Origin of the sequence: Microcystis sp. LE19-10.1B (assembly GCF_027530565.1) — a bacterium.
Lineage (GTDB): Bacteria > Cyanobacteriota > Cyanobacteriia > Cyanobacteriales > Microcystaceae > Microcystis > Microcystis aeruginosa.
Genome location: NZ_JAPZQM010000369.1, coordinates 1 through 14,614, shown reverse-complemented (window position 1 = coordinate 14,614; position 14,614 = coordinate 1). Strand labels below are relative to the sequence as shown.

Below are 14,614 nucleotides of genomic sequence, written 5' to 3'. Positions count from 1 at the left end.
CCTTGTTTTTTGTACCAAGCGATGTACTACAAGAAGGATAATGCAAGGTTTTTGAACGTCCCAATCCTATTTTCGCAGCATGAACATCGGACTTTAACAGGTCAAAAGCTTTATTTTAAAAGGGTTTTACCATTATTCAGCAAACCCTAGTTAAACTATCATGTTGTTTTTTTATATCGGAAAGTACATGAAAATCACATCCGCAATCGTACAAAAGAATAAAGAAAGGAGCAACTTCGATAGAATTTGATTTTAGCGGTTCAATTTTGCGATTAGCTTTATCCCCGCGCACTTGATAAACTTCCACAGAAACTTTTTTGTATCCTGCAATTTCTTGAAGTAACCTGGTTATCAATATTCTTTCGGTCTGTCCTTCCACAAAAATCGCTAGTTTTTTCTGTAACATCAATCTATCACCTCCTCTGAATTAGGTTCCTGCAAGTAGTATTCACTAGCAAAAAAATCAAAGTTATTCAGTCCAATATGTTTAAACTGTTCAAATTGTTCGGGAGAATTAGAGTAATTATGTAATTTAGCGACTCCCGGTTGTCGTTCGATAACAGACCAATATTCAAGAGGAACACCGTTCATGATATTCTCATCATTAGTGGTCATGATAAGTTGCACTAAGCCTGTTTTCGCCTTCTCAATTAAAAGTTTAATTATAGCTGAAGATCGTTGAAAATCCAAACCCTCCCCAATATCATCAATAATAATACAACTAGGCTGATCTGACAAAATAGCGTAATTAATCTGAATAAATAATGATAAAGCTCTGAACATTACTTGAGATATTTCCGATTGTTCCGTGACAGACTTTAACCCATCTTCTTGCACATACAAAAACTTGGGTAAATTGTCTGAATCCTCGTCTAAATTTTCAGGAGGCGAAATATTAGACTTGAAAAAACTCGGTACTTTAGTTTCTATCTTTGCAATTTGATAACCGATTCTATTCATATCGTCAATAATTCTTTGAGTGAATTCACTATGTTCTCGTTTTCCCAGCACAAATATTCCAACAACATAATCAGAATCTTTAGTATCTGTTTTAGCTTTTAATACTGTTGTTGGCGGCAATTTAGCTAGGGTATATTTTCCCAGTTGTGTTCCAAATTCATAGAATCTTAGAGAGCTAGACCATTTATAAATATCTTCCAAGAAAGGGTGTTGGATAGTATCTCGACGCTTAACTACTGCTAATTCTGTTTTAGGTGTTTGAAAGCGCATATACTGATTAAGTTCTTGGGCAAAAATTCTACCTTCTGCCGACTCATTTCTTTCTAAAAGTTGCTTGCTACCAATAATTAGCTTTTCTTGGAGAACTTCTCCATTTTCTGATTCTAGAAAATATTCTGTTTTACAATTTGTGGTGCAATCAAAAAATAAATGCCATGTATCCTTTCTAAAAGATGGATCAAATTTTTCACTTCCAGATAATAGTTCTGATAGCTTATATATACTTTTGACAATTCTTGATTTTCCGCTGGCATTTTTACCAACGATTAAATTAATATTGCCTAACTGACATCCATCAATTCGCCATTCATTAGGTTCGCCTCGATTAGAAATATATTCAAATTGGTCTAATTTCATGATTTTAATCTCCTTGGTCGCAAAAATCGTCAATAAGGTGAGCTTTTCATAGCTCACCCTAAACTTCATACTAACTCAAAACACCGGAAGGAATCCCTAATATATCCTCAATTTTAGGTAAATCTTCTAGGGGAATTACCCGGCCTTCATCCTCAAAACCAGCGATTTCAATTAAGATTGAGAATATTAATACTAGACAGGATAAGAGCTTCATGTATCTAGAATGTATCAAACTAATCGGTCATGACTATAAAAACAAATCCGGGGGTAGATAACCCCCTTGTGTACAAATGATCTGGCAAATACATAAGAACTAATTAGCTGATGGTCTGAGTTTTTGTTGTATTTTAGCCTTTATTCGAGCAATAAAGCTGGATTTGCTCTTTTTTTCGGGATCTTCGTAGATAAAAGTTTTGGCACTACCATCTTCTAATATTTCAATTAACTTTAAACTAGGTGCTTGTCTCTGTTGTTTTAGTGACTCAGACATAATAGTTTCCTCTGTGGTTTAGGTCTTAACCCTACTGTTATCATGAGTCAATTGCTTAACCTAGTCAATACCCTAGACATTATTCTTCATTCTCCAGAGTAATTTAACAACGTTATTGTATTGTGTCATCCAGTCTAAAATACTACTATGCAGATTTCTATCATTCATTGAGCTTAAATCCGCACTATCATCGTTATCAACAGCTAATAGTCCCAGAATAGAACTTTTTTGCAGTGCAGCTACAGCTAACACAATTTTTATATGAGGATTAATTAAGAGTTCATTGTCTCTTTGGAGAGGGACATAAGAAGACGGTAATTGCTGAGAATTGGAAATATCAACAAACTCCAAAGCATACTTTCTTATAGTCTTCAGGTATGTGTAACCAATTACCCCTTCATCTAATTCAAAAAGTGCCTCTAGTTCCCTATCAGATACATTGCTAGTTTTACATACCATTTGGAGATTCCAAGTAAATAACTTTTGTCTCACTGGTATCCACAAGGATACTCTGATATTGCCCTGTAGATTAAATTTTTGTTTTATATCAACAGATAATTCTTCTAAAGAACTACTGATTGCTGGCACAATATTTAAGCGAATTGTTTCTAAAAGTTCAACAGTATCTTGTCCAGTCTGTGTTTGAGAGAGTAGAACAGGAATTCCTAAGATAATAATAGATATAATCGTAACTATTTGAGGACTTTTTAATAATTTCCATTCCCTAGGTATAGGACTATTCTCTCCTGTAAAAAATGAACTTGCATCCCCTAAACCTGTCACAATTGCTACTATTAAGTATAACAAAAATATGAGTTTTTCCCAAGGCTTGAATTTTCTGAGAAAATAATCAAATTCATACTTAAGTAGGTGGGTGGAATTAAATATAAAATGAACGTAGGTTGGGTTGAAGCATGAAACCCAACGCCCGCATGGGTTACGCTACCGCTAACCCATCCTACAAATAATTGTGCCTACCTACTTAATAATTCTTGCAATAATTATTCGTTGTTGATCCTTCATCTAATTTCAAGTTTCTTTGACAATAAAAGGGACTGGATAAATCCTATCAATTCTAAATAAAACTGTTGTTTGACGATTTTCCCAAACTAATTTTTCAATGATAACATCTGCGTAGGCGACCCAATGTTCATTTACCAAAGGAATGGGAACATCAACAGGAATAATTCTATAATCTTCTTTGCTCCCTTGATACTGTTTAGATAATTCCAAACTTTCTGGATAACCTTGAGATGGTTTTAACTTTAAAATACTATTCACTTCACAGGGCATCCCCATAAATTTTACCTCTTTATTTTCTGAACAAAAGGTGAGCTTTTCATGGCTCACCCTCAACTTCATACTAACTCAAAACACCAGAAGGAATCCCTAAGATATCCTCAATTTTAGGTAAATCTTCTAGGGGAATTACCCGGCCTTCATCCTCAAAACCAGCGATTTCATTAAAGTTCAAATAGCGGTATAAATCGCCAGCAAAAGGATTAATTTTCTCGGTGACAATTGCGAGGTATTCCTCGACGGTGGGAATGCGTCCTAGCAGCGCACAAACCGCCGCTAATTCAGCGGAACCGAGATAGACTCGCGCATCTTTTCCCATGCGATTATTGAAGTTACGAGTCGAGGTAGAAAATACCGTCGCTCTGTCTTCAACCCGCGCTTGATTACCCATACAAAGGGAACATCCAGGCATCTCGGTACGCGCCCCAGAAGCGGCAAAAATGCCGTACATTCCCTCATCGCGCAATTGTTTTTCATCCATGCGGGTGGGGGGACAAATCCACAGTTTAGCCTTAGCAACTCCTGCTCCTTCTAATATCTTAGCTGCGGCGCGATAATGGCCGATATTAGTCATACAAGAACCGATGAACACCTCATCAATTTTATCCCCGGCGCATTCCGACATTAACTTGATATTATCGGGGTCATTGGGTGCGGCGACAATGGGTTCTTTAATCTCGCTTAAGTTGACGGTGATAATATCCGCATATTCGGCATCCTTATCCGCCTCCATCAGGACAGGATTAGCTAACCATTGTTCCATTTTTGCTACCCGACGTAGGATAGTTTTGGCATCACTATAACCCCGGGCCGCCATATTCTTTAACAGGGCCACATTAGAGCGTAAATATTCCGCCACTGTCTCGGTACTTAACTTAATCGTACAACCGGCACAGGAACGTTCCGCCGTGGCATCGGTTAACTCAAAAGCCTGTTCTAATTTCAAATCCGGCAGCCCTTCCATCTCCATAATACGACCGTTAAAAACATTTTTTTTGTTCTGTTTTTCCACGGTTAATTTGCCTTCTTGCATGGCAACGTAGGGAATAGCATTAACAATATCGCGCAGAGTTACACCTGGTTGTAATTCCCCCGTAAAACGCACTAAAACCGATTCCGGCATATCCAAAGGCATTACTCCCAAAGCGGCCGCAAATGCCACTAAACCCGACCCCGCAGGAAAGGAAATTCCCAGGGGAAAACGAGTATGAGAATCGCCGCCAGTCCCCACCGTATCCGGCAATAACATCCGATTTAACCAGGAGTGAATAATGCCATCTCCCGGACGTAAAGCGACCCCACCCCGGGTAGAGAAAAAGTCCGGTAATTGGTGATGAGTTTGAATATCAACCGGTTTCGGATAGGCTGCCGTGTGACAGAAACTCTGCATGACTAAATCGGCGCTAAAACCTAAACAGGCTAACTCTTTTAACTCGTCTCTGGTCATCGGGCCGGTGGTATCCTGAGACCCTACCGTAGTCATAATTGGGTCACAGGAAGTACCCGGCCGCACCCCGGGTAAACCGCAAGCTTTGCCGACCATTTTTTGCGCTAGGGTGTAACCTTTACCCGTGTCACTAGGCATAGTTGGACGGGTAAATAGGGTACTAGCCTCAAGTCCCAAGGCGTGACGGGTTTTATCGGTGAGACTGCGACCGATTAAGAGGGGAATACGACCGCCGGCCCGCACTTCATCCAGAATTGTCTCAGGTTTGAGGCTAAAAGTGCTAATAGTTGCGCCCGCTTCGTTGGTGATTTTGCCTTCGTAGGGATAGATTTTAATCACATCCCCCGTGTTCATTTGGCTAACATCGCATTCAAGCGGTAAAGCGCCGGAATCTTCAGCAGTGTTAAAGAAGATAGGGGCGATTTTACTGCCTAAAATATAGCCACCAGCACGTTTATTAGGCACAAAGGGAATATCATCGCCAATATGCCAGAGAACCGAGTTAATAGCCGATTTTCGGCTGGAACCAGTCCCGACCACATCCCCCACATAGGCGACCGGATGGCCTAATTTTTTCAATTCGGCAATGGTTTCTAAAGACCCCGGTTGACGGGTTTCTAACATTACCAAAGCATGGAGGGGAATATCAGGCCGGGTGGTGGCATGGGGAGCGGGAGATAGGTCATCTGTATTGGTTTCCCCCTGGACTTTGAAGACGGTGACGGTAATTTCTTTAGCAAGTTTCGGTTTAGCGATAAACCAAGCACCATTGGCCCAAGCATCGATAACCTGTTTAGCATAGGGATTGGTGTCGGATAATTCCAAAACCTCGTTAAATGCGTCGAATACCAGCAGGGTTTTACTTAAAGCGCTGGCGGCAGCGGCGGCGATATTAATATCTCTGGATTTCAGCAGTTCAATCAGAGAATGAACGTTATAACCACCTACCATGGTTCCCAGTAAGCTAACCGCACCCTGAGCGGAGATAACGCTAGATTTTATTTCACCTTTGGCAATTCCTGTTAAAAATCCCGCTTTAACGTAGGCCGCTTCGTCAACTCCGGGGGGAACACGGTCACGCAGCAGGGTCAGCAATTCTCCCCTGAGTTCTTCGGACGGATTTTTGAGCATTTCGCATAATTCCGCCGTTTGTTGAGCATTGAGGGGAAGGGGAGGGATACCTAATTTCGCTCGGTCGGCAACGTGCTGATGATAGGCTTCTAACATAGGTCTATTGTCTCCTAGTCTTCACTTGTGACGGTTTCTTCCTAGGTTACTGGATTTTTGCTAGTCTCTGAATTTCTAGGTTAACGAGAGATGACTTTGCTGTTTGACTTCCATAAAATGAGAAAATAGCGATCGATTGACTATATTGAGGCTTAGATAATGGCTATCACCGATTCTGATCTAGATTTAGCACAATATATCGACCATTCTCTCCTCATCCCCACCGCCACCAGTGAACAATTAGAGGCTTACTGTCAACAGGCTGATCAATATCATTTTCCCACCGTCTGCGTTTATCCCGCCGCCGTTAAGCAAGCTGTGCAGTTACTCCACGGCAAAAAAACTTTAGTTTCTACCGTGATTGGTTTTCCCGCAGGGGCCACTACCTCCGCAGTTAAACGTTATGAGGCTTTAGAAGCTGTAGATAATGGCGCTAAGGAGTTAGAGGTGGTTATTAATCTCGGTTGGCTAAAAGATGGGAAATCTGAGCAATTATTCCAAGAAATTGCTAGTATTTGTCAGGAAACCGGCCAGACGGTAAAAGCGATTCTGGAAACCTCGCAACTAACAGACACCGAGAAACGTTTAGCGGCGGAGATTTGCATGGATGCAGGAGTGAGTTATCTAAAAACCAGTACCGGCTGGTTTGGAGGTGCAACGGTTAGCGATGTCAAGTTTCTCAAGGAAATTAGCAAAGGCCGGGTAGGAATTAAAGCATCCGGCGGAATTCGCACCCTAGAACAAGCGCTCGCTCTGATTGAGGCCGGAGCCACCCGTCTGGGAACTTCCCGTGGTGTCGATTTAGTCCGTCAGCAAAAGGCCGCTTTTGAGGAGTAATACTAAATCCTGTTTAAAAGGTATAGGAAAGTGGGGTGTGGGGTGTGGGGAAGTGGGGTGTAGGGTGTAGGGTGTGGGGTGTAGGGTGTGGGGTGTAGGGTAGTGGGGTAGTGGGGTAGTGGGGTAGTGGGGAGAATAAATAAAAAATAATCTCCTGTCTCCTGTCTCCTGTCTCCTGAATCCTGTCTCCTGAATCCTGTCTCCTGAATCCTGTCTCCTGAATCCTGACAGCTAAAATGATGGCTGACATTCAATAAAAATAAGGGGGTTTATTTGCCGATAATTCGCTGTGGTAATCGAGAATTTAGAGATATTCAAGGGATTGTTTTTGATAAGGACGGTACGCTAGAGGATTCGCGGGCTTTCTGGTACGATCGAGCTATAGCCCGGATACAAGCCATTGAATCGCAAATCCCTGGTTTAGAGTCTTTATTAACCAAAACTTTCGGTATTGGGACAAATAGTCTCAATCCTGCCGGTTTAATGGCAGTGGGCAGCCGCAGAGATAATCATATCGCCGCTGCCGGTTGTATTGCTTCCACCGGCCGGGATTGGTTAACGGCAATGGCGATCGCAAAAGCATCCTTTCAAGCGGCCGATGAAAAGGTTCCCCCCCGCTTAAATCCCCTCTATCCCCAATGTTTAGAAGTAATTCGTTATCTGCACGCGGCCGGTTTACAATTGGCGATTCTTTCCTCCGATACCACAGCACGAGTTGAGCAATTTGTCAAGGAAAATCACCTATTAAATTATATTAAAATTGTTCGGGGATGCGATCGAGGTTTAAGTAAACCCGATCCCCTATTATTGCAAGAAACCTGTCAAGCTTTGGGGACCGCAGTGGACAAAACCCTGATGGTAGGGGACACTAAGGCCGATTGGGAAATGGCTAAACAGGCAAAATCAGCAGCAGCGATCGCAATTAGTTGGCAACCGGAAAACCATCAAGATTTACAATTAGCTGATGTGGTCATTAGAGAACTTACTGCCATCTCGGTTATCAGTTATCAGTTATGATTTTAGCTGTTAGGAGACAGGATTCAGGATTCAGGATTCAGGATTCAGGAGTCAGGAGATTATTTTTTATTTATTCTCCCCACACCCCACACCCTACACCCTACACCCTACACCCCACACCCCACACCCTACACCCCACACCCCACACCCCACTCCCCCACTTCCCAATTCATAATTCCCTCTATGCTAACAATTGCCTTACCGAAGGGTGCTTTACTAAACGAAAGTATCCAAATATTTCAGAAAATTGGCTTAGATTTTAGTGCCTTTCTTGACTCAAAAAATCGCCAATTACAGATTACCGACCCTACTAACCAAGCGAAAGCGTTATTAGTCAGAGCAACAGATGTACCAGTTTATGTAGAATACGGTCAGGCACAATTAGGCATCGCTGGTTATGATATTTTATTGGAAAAATCTCCCGATGTGGCTAATTTAATTGACCTAAAATTTGGTTATTGTCGGATGTCAGTAGCTGTCCCTGCTGATAGTCCCTATCAAAGTCCTCTAGACATTCCCCATCACGGTAAAGTTGCCTCAAAATTTGTCAATTGTGCTAAGGATTATTTTCGTCGTTTAGATATTCCCGTCGAGATTATACCTCTCTATGGTTCCGTAGAATTAGGCCCGATTACGGGGATGTCAGAAGCGATAGTTGACCTAGTGTCCACCGGTCGAACTTTACGCGAAAATGGTTTAGTAGAAATTGACGAATTATTTGCTAGTAGCGCTCGATTAATCGCCCATCCTCTAAGCTATAGACTAAATCGCGATCAGATTTATAACTGGGTAGAAAAGCTCAGTTTAACGAATCAGCACCCCCCTTATTAAGCGGGTATCAAGGGTAGGGTTGATTCATGAATCAACCCTACCTTAAATCAACCCTACCTTAAATCAACCCTACCTTGAATCAACCCTACCTTGAATCAACCCTAGGGATCAAGAGGGGATTAAAGGCAAAATCTATTTAATTAGAACCATTTACTTATTTCCCCCTAACCTAATTGTTTTAAGAGCAAACCAATAAGCGCACCAGCAAGAATTAACCAAGTAGAATTAACCTGAAAACGTAGTAAAAGAATAGCAGAAATAAGAGATAGAATGATAGCCAATAAATTAAAAGGTAAATTCCCGTAGGGTTGTAACCAAGTAGCTAGAGCTAAATTAAAAATTACCGCTACCATTAAAGCCACGGCACTAGCATTAATTGCATCTAAAAAAGCACCCGCCCAAACCGATTCTCTCAGCTTAGGAATAAGAGGATTAAGTAATAAAACAAAGATAAAAGAAGGAAAGAAAATCGCTAGAGTCGCCACAATTGCCCCCGATACTCCTAATATTTGATAACCGATAAAAGTGGCTGTGGATAATACCGGACCGGGGGTAAATTGACCCACAGCAATAGCATCTAATAATTGTTGCTGGGTTAACCATCCTCTCCCCTGCACTAAATCCCCTTCCAAAAAGGCAACTAACACATAACCACTACCAAATAAAACACTACCCACCTTGAGGAAAAATAGCCCTAATCCTGTTAATGTCGGTGGGATGTTGCTAGGAGTAGCAACCGCCGTCGCACCGCCTATTCCTGCCACAATCAGGGGGAAAGTAGCGAATTTTTTTAGGATAAACATCCCGATAATTCCGCCTAACAGTAAAGCGATAACTTCATTTAAACCTAAGATTAATAATCCGATAACTCCCAATCCGATGAAGAGTAATTGACGGGTTTTCAGTGCCTTTTTGCCTAAGCGCCAGAGTGCCTGAAAAATCACCGCAATTACCACCGGTTTAATCCCCGCAAAAATCGGAGCCACATCCGGTAAAGTCCCGTAGGTAGTATAGATCCAAGCTAGAAAACCCGTAATTAACACCGCAGGAGTAATAAAACAAACCCCGGTGATTATTAAACCCGCTAAACCACCAAAAATATAACCGATATGAATGGCCATTTCCGTGGAATTAGGACCAGGAATCAGATTAGTGGCCCCCACCAAATCGAGAAATCGCTCCTTAGTCATCCAACCGCGACGCTTAACCACTTCTTCCTCCATTAAAGCGATATGGGCAGCCGGACCACCAAAACCGATAATGCCGATTTTGAGAAATAAAAGGGCAAGTTGCGAGAGATTGGGAGGCGATGAAGTCAGCATTTTCTGATTACCAATAGTTTTTCTAGAATCAAGTTTATATCCAAAAGAATAAGCTTAAGTTAAATTATTAAGTAAGTAGTTATAGTTAAATTGAAGATAGATTTTGGGTTCGATCCCCCCTCCCCCCCTTGATAAGGGGGGTGTCTGACAACTTTTAACACCTACCTACTTAGCCAGATCTCGTCAATTCCAAAATTCCATAATTGCAAAAGCTTTTTACACAAACTCAATTATAAGTATTTAATACCACCGTTCAAGTAAATTTGATACAAAAAAAGTTAAGAAAACTTTATAAATAATATTGATTAATTTGTTTATAATGAACCCCATTAATACCAACTGAAACCCATCAGCACCTCCCTTATTAAGGGGGGCAAGGGGGGATCAAACCTTATTAAGGTTAGTCAACAAACCATAGACAATAATCAATTATCACAATCGATGCTAATCTATGCCCAAAAAACTCTATGGACAGCTTGCCGCCTAACACTAACCAGTTTTCAGATACCCAAGAGCCAGCAGCGAGTCCATCTCAGCGCCAAGCAGTGCCGGTCAATTATCCCGAACTGCTACCGGAATTGCTGTAGGCACTCGTCTTTTGATTTTTACAAGAGGTCTTGAGAACAGAAAAATTTGCTATACTGCTGATTAGAGTATTTATCCTCTGAATTTTTGTGTCTGCAAGAGATATTTACCACGACACTGTAAAACTTGCTTTAGAGAAGGACGGGTGGGCAATCACTCACGATCCTTTTCCACTTCAAATTGGCAAGAAGCGTTTATCCGCTGATTTGGGAGCAGAACGCTTAATCAGTGCGGAGAAAGAATTGCGGAAAATTGTCGTTGAAGTGAAAAGCTTTGTAGGACAGTCTGACGTAAAGGATTTACAGCAAGCTTTGGGGCAGTACGTCTTGTATCGTCAAATCCTTAACGAGATGAAAGTTGAGCGAGTTCTTTATCTGGCCATATCTCAGCCAACTTTTAACAGTGTTTTTAGTATAGAATTAGGGCAGGTATTGCTAAAGAATCAGATTGTGAAATTAATTGTCTTTGATGATGAAAGTGAGGTAATCGTGCAATGGATACCCGATTAAAATATCAAGGTATTATTAAGACTGTTCTCCAGAATCATGCTAACTATCGTGCTACTTTACCTGATGGTTACACTTCTCAGGTTATATTTGATGATGAACGAGGACATTATCTAGTTTTAGATTTCGGTTGGAGTGGTAATAAGTATCTCCATGCAACACCAATTCACCTTAGCTTGGTTGTCGATAAAGTCTGGATTCAATGTGATGAAACGGAGGAAGGCATAGCTACTGATTTGATGGAGGCAGGTATTCCCAAAGAAGATATAGTCCTGGGTTTTCGTTATCCTAAAATACGCAAATATACGGGATTTGCTGTGGCTTAGTGACCAGAAATGTTGAATCTATACATAAAACTTTATACACAAGCTGAAATTGCAAAAGTGTTTTAGACAAACTCAATTATAAGTATTTAATACCACCGTTCAAGTAAATTTGCTACAAAAAAAGTTAAGAAAACTTTATAAATAATATTGATTAATTTGTCTATAATGAACCCCATTAATACCAACTGAAACCCATCACCACCCCCCTTATTAAGGGGGGCAAGGGGGGATCAAACCTTATTAAGGTTAGTCAACAAACCATAGACAATAATCAATTATCACAATCGATTCTAATCCATGCAAAAAAAACTCTATGGACAGCTTGCCGCCCAAGACTAACCAGTTTTCAGATACCCAAGAGCCAGCAGCGAGTCCATCTCAGCGCCAAGCAGTGCCGGTCAATTATGAGTACAGCCTCAATCTGCCGGAATTACTCAACCAGCTTGACCTCTCAGTGTTGATTTCCACCTACCAAGCGGGACGAGTGGCCAGCATTGGCACTTATCAAGGACAAATACGGGTGAGTTTCGCCCATTTTGACCAAGCAATGGGTTTAACCCGAACCGCTACCGGAATTGCTGTGGGCGCTCGTCAGGCAATTTGGAATTTACCCGCTAATCGAGAGATTGCCCCCCAGATTAAACCCGAAGGGGAACAGGATATCGCCTTTTTAGCTCGTTCTTCTCACCTCACCGGTCCGATTATGGGTCATGATTTGGCTTTTGGCAGTAATCGCCTTTGGGTGGTCAATACCCTATTTAACTGTCTGGCAACCATCGAAGGAAATTGGAGTTTTCTCCCCCAGTGGAAACCGCCCTTTATTACCGAGTTAGTCCCCGGAGACCGCTGCCACCTCAATGGCTTGGCTATGGCTGAAAATAGCGGCACTCCCGTATATGTAACGGCATTGGGGGAAACCAACGAGGAAAGCCTCTGGCGAGAGAATAAGGCCCAGGGCGGATGCTTAATTGATGTGCCGAGGGGAGAGGTGATTTTGCGGGGTTTAGCTATGCCCCATTCTCCCCGTCTTTACCAGGGTAATCTCTATTTTCTCAATTCCGGTTATGGAACCTTGAACCGTTGGCATCCCCAAACTGGCAGCACGGAAATCATCGCCGAATTGCCCGGTTTTACCCGGGGTTTAGACTGTTGGGAAGGTCACGCCTTTGTCGGGTTGTCCCAAGTGCGGGAAACGGCGGTTTTTGGCGGTTTACCCCTGGATGAGCGGCGTAATCAATTGCGGTGCGGGTTGGCTATCGTCAACCTGTCCACCGGTCAACTGGTGGCAACTTTTTGGTTCAATAGCGGCGTGGAGGAGGTTTTCGCCGTCTCCGTCCTGCCGGGCTACCGCAACCCGGCACTGATTGGACCAGACACCGACCTCGACGGCACTCAATCCGTCTGGATGGTGCCTTCTTTAGGGGCTTAATTTTGTAATTTTCACCCTATTATTCAGGAAAAAATCATGTCAACTCCTTAAAATGACTAACCCTACTATCTTAGAAGAGCTACTAAAATTAGCAGCTACTGCTAATTCTCTCGCAGAATTTAAGCAGTCTTTGGCAAAAATCAATATCTAGAAAACCGGTTTCTTGAAGAAACCCGTTTTCTGGACTTGTGGCCATCGCCTTCTCGCCATGACCCGCTAAAATTGTCATTGTGAGGGAGTAATTGAGAGACAATCTTCAGAAACCCGTTTTCTGGACTTATGGCGAATCACCTGAATCAGTGAACAGTTGCCTTTTGGTAACTGATTCAGGTAATTGCATTTGCGTCTCTTGGTTATAATTCACAAACAGGCTATAATGTTAGTAAAACAACGTTAATCTCTAAGGTTTATCAATGACTCAAATATTGATCGAAATTCCCGACGAATTAATATCTCGTTTGCAAGAACAAAAATCCTCGGTTCAAGAGATTGTTATCAAAGCTTTGGAAAATTATGTTCAAGCTGAATTACCAGATATTACTAAGACTCGTACTTGGGAACTTTGTGGAAGTTTAGAAATTGTCCAACCTGAGCCTAAATATATTATCGGACAAGATAATCGGGGTCAAGTTGTAACTAACTACGCTGAAAACATCGATGAAATTATTTATTAAAAATTGTGGACAAAGAAATTATTGTTGATACTTCTGCTTTAATTGCCTTTTTTGTCAAATCTGAAACTCATCACGAAAGCGCTCAAAAATATTACTTAGAAAATCCTCATAATAATTGGATTATTCTGGAATCGGTATTCGATGAAACTGTGACTTGGATTCGGAGCAAGGTATCTAGTCGAGCCTCAATCCAAGTGGGTCAAATACTAAGAGAAGATCATCGTTATATCAATGTGTCAGATAGCGATGATCTGGCAATATGGGAAGCTTTCTGTAAGTACAATGATAAAAAATGGAGTTACACAGATTGTTCTATTTTAGTTATGGCTCATCGTTTACAAATATTTAAGGTATTCGCTTTTGATGATCATATTCGTCAAATGGCAGGATTAGGAATTGTTTGTGTCCCATAAACTAATAAAAATACAATTTATGAACGTCGTTCAGATTGCATATCTTGCAACAACCCACGAAACTGAGAAAATGGGGGCTCTTCTCGACTTTGTGTGATAATTTTTGCTTATGTAATCGTGAAATGCTTATCGGGCAACACTTTTAGGACTATTTTGTCGAAGAAACTATCAGTATAGACCTCGTTTCCACACAGAAACCAGAAGAGCCAAATGGGTTTCTCAAAGAAACTATTTAGAAAACGGGTTTCTTAAAGAAACCCGTTTTCTGTAAATTTTTGTTATATCCCCCTTGAAAAATTGGCGATTGTTTGCACAAAATAGTCGCATTAATCTTTTGCAGTTAACGTCATGACTTCTACCCTGTTGCCGGGCTTTCCTGCTGTTGACGATGTTTTGTTCAATTTTGCTCAATCTGATGGCTTGAGTCAAGCTAATCAGGTGAATAGTGCGAGAAATCAGCGTTTAACCGCTACCGTAGTTTTCCTCGATGCTGGTGTTACCGATTATCAAAGTCTCCAAGCTGGGGTAATCCCTGGAGTCGCCACGGTTATTCTCTCTCCCAACGAAGACGGAATCGAACAAATATCCGCTTTTTTACAACAAAATCCCCAGATT

20 protein-coding genes and 1 pseudogene are annotated in these 14,614 nt (G+C 41.5%); 11 read left to right on the top strand and 10 right to left on the bottom strand.

Features of this window, described 5'->3' with window-relative positions; all coding sequences use genetic code 11:
- Positions 1–136: 136 nt before the first annotated feature.
- The 7 genes from O9332_RS13290 to acnB all read right to left on the bottom strand — a co-directional run bounded on the left by O9332_RS13290 (position 137) and on the right by acnB (position 6,059).
- Positions 137–406, bottom strand: coding sequence for a TOPRIM nucleotidyl transferase/hydrolase domain-containing protein (locus O9332_RS13290; RefSeq protein WP_288025946.1), 270 nt, complete (start codon positions 404–406; stop codon positions 137–139).
- The gene (locus tag O9332_RS13285) at positions 406–1,596 is read right to left on the bottom strand and encodes an AAA family ATPase (protein ID WP_288025945.1); all 1,191 of its coding nucleotides are present in this window, start codon (positions 1,594–1,596) and stop codon (positions 406–408) included. Before O9332_RS13285 ends, O9332_RS13290 begins: the two co-directional genes overlap by 1 nt.
- Positions 1,597–1,666: 70 nt before the next feature.
- Positions 1,667–1,810: a hypothetical protein gene (locus O9332_RS13280; protein WP_002761373.1), complete on the bottom strand. Its 144-nt coding sequence runs from the start codon at positions 1,808–1,810 to the stop codon at positions 1,667–1,669.
- 99 nt (positions 1,811–1,909) lie between these two features.
- Complete coding sequence (locus O9332_RS13275) at positions 1,910–2,086, bottom strand: hypothetical protein (protein WP_002761372.1); 177 nt, start codon at positions 2,084–2,086, stop codon at positions 1,910–1,912.
- 72 nt (positions 2,087–2,158) lie between these two features.
- Entirely contained in the window at positions 2,159–2,893 is a 735-nt protein-coding gene (locus O9332_RS13270) for a hypothetical protein (protein ID WP_288025942.1), read from the bottom strand.
- 222 nt (positions 2,894–3,115) lie between these two features.
- The gene (locus O9332_RS13265) at positions 3,116–3,379 is read right to left on the bottom strand and encodes a DUF2584 domain-containing protein (protein ID WP_260324577.1); all 264 of its coding nucleotides are present in this window, start codon (positions 3,377–3,379) and stop codon (positions 3,116–3,118) included.
- Positions 3,380–3,449: 70 nt separating this feature from the next.
- A complete protein-coding gene (acnB, locus tag O9332_RS13260; RefSeq protein WP_288025940.1) occupies positions 3,450–6,059 on the bottom strand; it encodes a bifunctional aconitate hydratase 2/2-methylisocitrate dehydratase in 2,610 nt (869 codons plus the stop codon).
- A gap of 159 nt (positions 6,060–6,218) precedes the next feature.
- On the opposite strand from acnB, the gene deoC reads away from it, so the two are divergent.
- Positions 6,219–6,896, top strand: a complete 678-nt coding sequence (gene deoC / locus O9332_RS13255; protein WP_002761367.1) for a deoxyribose-phosphate aldolase — start codon at positions 6,219–6,221, stop codon at positions 6,894–6,896.
- Between the two features lie 13 nt (positions 6,897–6,909).
- Here the strand turns inward: deoC and O9332_RS13250 are convergent, their stop codons facing one another.
- Positions 6,910–7,146 (bottom strand): hypothetical protein, encoded by a 237-nt coding sequence (locus O9332_RS13250; protein ID WP_071825082.1) that lies wholly within the window; start codon positions 7,144–7,146, stop codon positions 6,910–6,912.
- A 23-nt stretch (positions 7,147–7,169) separates the two neighbouring features.
- Between O9332_RS13250 and O9332_RS13245 the strand changes: the two genes are divergently transcribed.
- The 3 genes from O9332_RS13245 to hisG are packed head-to-tail and all read left to right on the top strand — an operon-like array spanning position 7,170 to position 8,744.
- A complete protein-coding gene (locus O9332_RS13245) occupies positions 7,170–7,913 on the top strand; it encodes an HAD family hydrolase (protein ID WP_002761366.1) in 744 nt (247 codons plus the stop codon).
- Positions 7,910–8,176, top strand: coding sequence for a hypothetical protein (locus tag O9332_RS13240; protein ID WP_196219856.1), 267 nt, complete (start codon positions 7,910–7,912; stop codon positions 8,174–8,176). The genes O9332_RS13245 and O9332_RS13240 overlap by 4 nt, the downstream gene beginning before the upstream one ends.
- On the top strand, positions 8,097–8,744 hold the full coding sequence (hisG, locus tag O9332_RS13235; RefSeq protein ID WP_002761364.1) for an ATP phosphoribosyltransferase: 648 nt from the start codon (positions 8,097–8,099) through the stop codon (positions 8,742–8,744). Before O9332_RS13240 ends, hisG begins: the two co-directional genes overlap by 80 nt.
- Positions 8,745–8,908: 164 nt before the next feature.
- On the opposite strand, the gene chrA is transcribed toward hisG, so the two are convergent.
- A complete protein-coding gene (chrA, locus tag O9332_RS13230; RefSeq protein ID WP_002761363.1) occupies positions 8,909–10,066 on the bottom strand; it encodes a chromate efflux transporter in 1,158 nt (385 codons plus the stop codon).
- A gap of 467 nt (positions 10,067–10,533) precedes the next feature.
- On the opposite strand from chrA, the pseudogene O9332_RS28075 reads away from it, so the two are divergent.
- The 4 genes and pseudogenes from O9332_RS28075 to O9332_RS13215 form a co-directional block, all read left to right on the top strand.
- A pseudogene (locus O9332_RS28075) lies at positions 10,534–10,647 on the top strand (TIGR03032 family protein); the annotation flags it as partial.
- Positions 10,648–10,740: 93 nt separating this feature from the next.
- Positions 10,741–11,160 carry an element excision factor XisH family protein gene (locus tag O9332_RS13225; RefSeq protein ID WP_002764234.1) on the top strand — a complete coding sequence of 140 codons (420 nt, stop codon included), beginning with the start codon at positions 10,741–10,743 and terminating at the stop codon, positions 11,158–11,160.
- Positions 11,145–11,483, top strand: coding sequence for a XisI protein (locus tag O9332_RS13220; RefSeq protein ID WP_002732736.1), 339 nt, complete (start codon positions 11,145–11,147; stop codon positions 11,481–11,483). Before O9332_RS13225 ends, O9332_RS13220 begins: the two co-directional genes overlap by 16 nt.
- A 313-nt stretch (positions 11,484–11,796) precedes the next feature.
- Positions 11,797–12,912, top strand: coding sequence for a TIGR03032 family protein (locus O9332_RS13215; RefSeq protein ID WP_288025936.1), 1,116 nt, complete (start codon positions 11,797–11,799; stop codon positions 12,910–12,912).
- A gap of 88 nt (positions 12,913–13,000) precedes the next feature.
- Here the strand turns inward: O9332_RS13215 and O9332_RS13210 are convergent, their stop codons facing one another.
- Complete coding sequence (locus tag O9332_RS13210) at positions 13,001–13,141, bottom strand: hypothetical protein (RefSeq protein WP_216628906.1); 141 nt, start codon at positions 13,139–13,141, stop codon at positions 13,001–13,003.
- Positions 13,142–13,325: 184 nt separating this feature from the next.
- On the opposite strand from O9332_RS13210, the gene O9332_RS13205 reads away from it, so the two are divergent.
- The 3 genes from O9332_RS13205 to O9332_RS13195 form a co-directional block, all read left to right on the top strand.
- Positions 13,326–13,586, top strand: coding sequence for a hypothetical protein (locus O9332_RS13205; protein ID WP_002733873.1), 261 nt, complete (start codon positions 13,326–13,328; stop codon positions 13,584–13,586).
- Positions 13,587–13,591: 5 nt separating this feature from the next.
- Positions 13,592–13,999, top strand: coding sequence for a type II toxin-antitoxin system VapC family toxin (locus O9332_RS13200; RefSeq protein WP_002761361.1), 408 nt, complete (start codon positions 13,592–13,594; stop codon positions 13,997–13,999).
- Between the two features lie 348 nt (positions 14,000–14,347).
- Positions 14,348–14,614 (top strand): DUF4347 domain-containing protein (locus O9332_RS13195; RefSeq protein WP_288025933.1); only part of this gene is annotated, 267 nt, incomplete at its 3' end.

Bases quoted from the DNA above. Each gene is read 5' to 3' on its own strand.
- O9332_RS13290 (WP_288025946.1), bottom strand. From the start codon at position 406: ATGTTACAGAAAAAACTAGCGATTTTTGTGGAAGGACAGACCGAAAGA.
- O9332_RS13285 (WP_288025945.1), bottom strand. From the start codon at position 1,596: ATGAAATTAGACCAATTTGAATATATTTCTAATCGAGGCGAACCTAAT.
- O9332_RS13280 (WP_002761373.1), bottom strand. From the start codon at position 1,810: ATGAAGCTCTTATCCTGTCTAGTATTAATATTCTCAATCTTAATTGAA.
- O9332_RS13275 (WP_002761372.1), bottom strand. From the start codon at position 2,086: ATGTCTGAGTCACTAAAACAACAGAGACAAGCACCTAGTTTAAAGTTA.
- O9332_RS13265 (WP_260324577.1), bottom strand. From the start codon at position 3,379: ATGCCCTGTGAAGTGAATAGTATTTTAAAGTTAAAACCATCTCAAGGT.
- acnB (WP_288025940.1), bottom strand. From the start codon at position 6,059: ATGTTAGAAGCCTATCATCAGCACGTTGCCGACCGAGCGAAATTAGGT.
- deoC (WP_002761367.1), top strand. From the start codon at position 6,219: ATGGCTATCACCGATTCTGATCTAGATTTAGCACAATATATCGACCAT.
- O9332_RS13250 (WP_071825082.1), bottom strand. From the start codon at position 7,146: ATGTCAGCCATCATTTTAGCTGTCAGGATTCAGGAGACAGGATTCAGG.
- O9332_RS13240 (WP_196219856.1), top strand. From the start codon at position 7,910: ATGATTTTAGCTGTTAGGAGACAGGATTCAGGATTCAGGATTCAGGAT.
- hisG (WP_002761364.1), top strand. From the start codon at position 8,097: ATGCTAACAATTGCCTTACCGAAGGGTGCTTTACTAAACGAAAGTATC.
- chrA (WP_002761363.1), bottom strand. From the start codon at position 10,066: ATGCTGACTTCATCGCCTCCCAATCTCTCGCAACTTGCCCTTTTATTT.
- O9332_RS13220 (WP_002732736.1), top strand. From the start codon at position 11,145: ATGGATACCCGATTAAAATATCAAGGTATTATTAAGACTGTTCTCCAG.
- O9332_RS13215 (WP_288025936.1), top strand. From the start codon at position 11,797: ATGGACAGCTTGCCGCCCAAGACTAACCAGTTTTCAGATACCCAAGAG.
- O9332_RS13210 (WP_216628906.1), bottom strand. From the start codon at position 13,141: ATGACAATTTTAGCGGGTCATGGCGAGAAGGCGATGGCCACAAGTCCA.
- O9332_RS13205 (WP_002733873.1), top strand. From the start codon at position 13,326: ATGACTCAAATATTGATCGAAATTCCCGACGAATTAATATCTCGTTTG.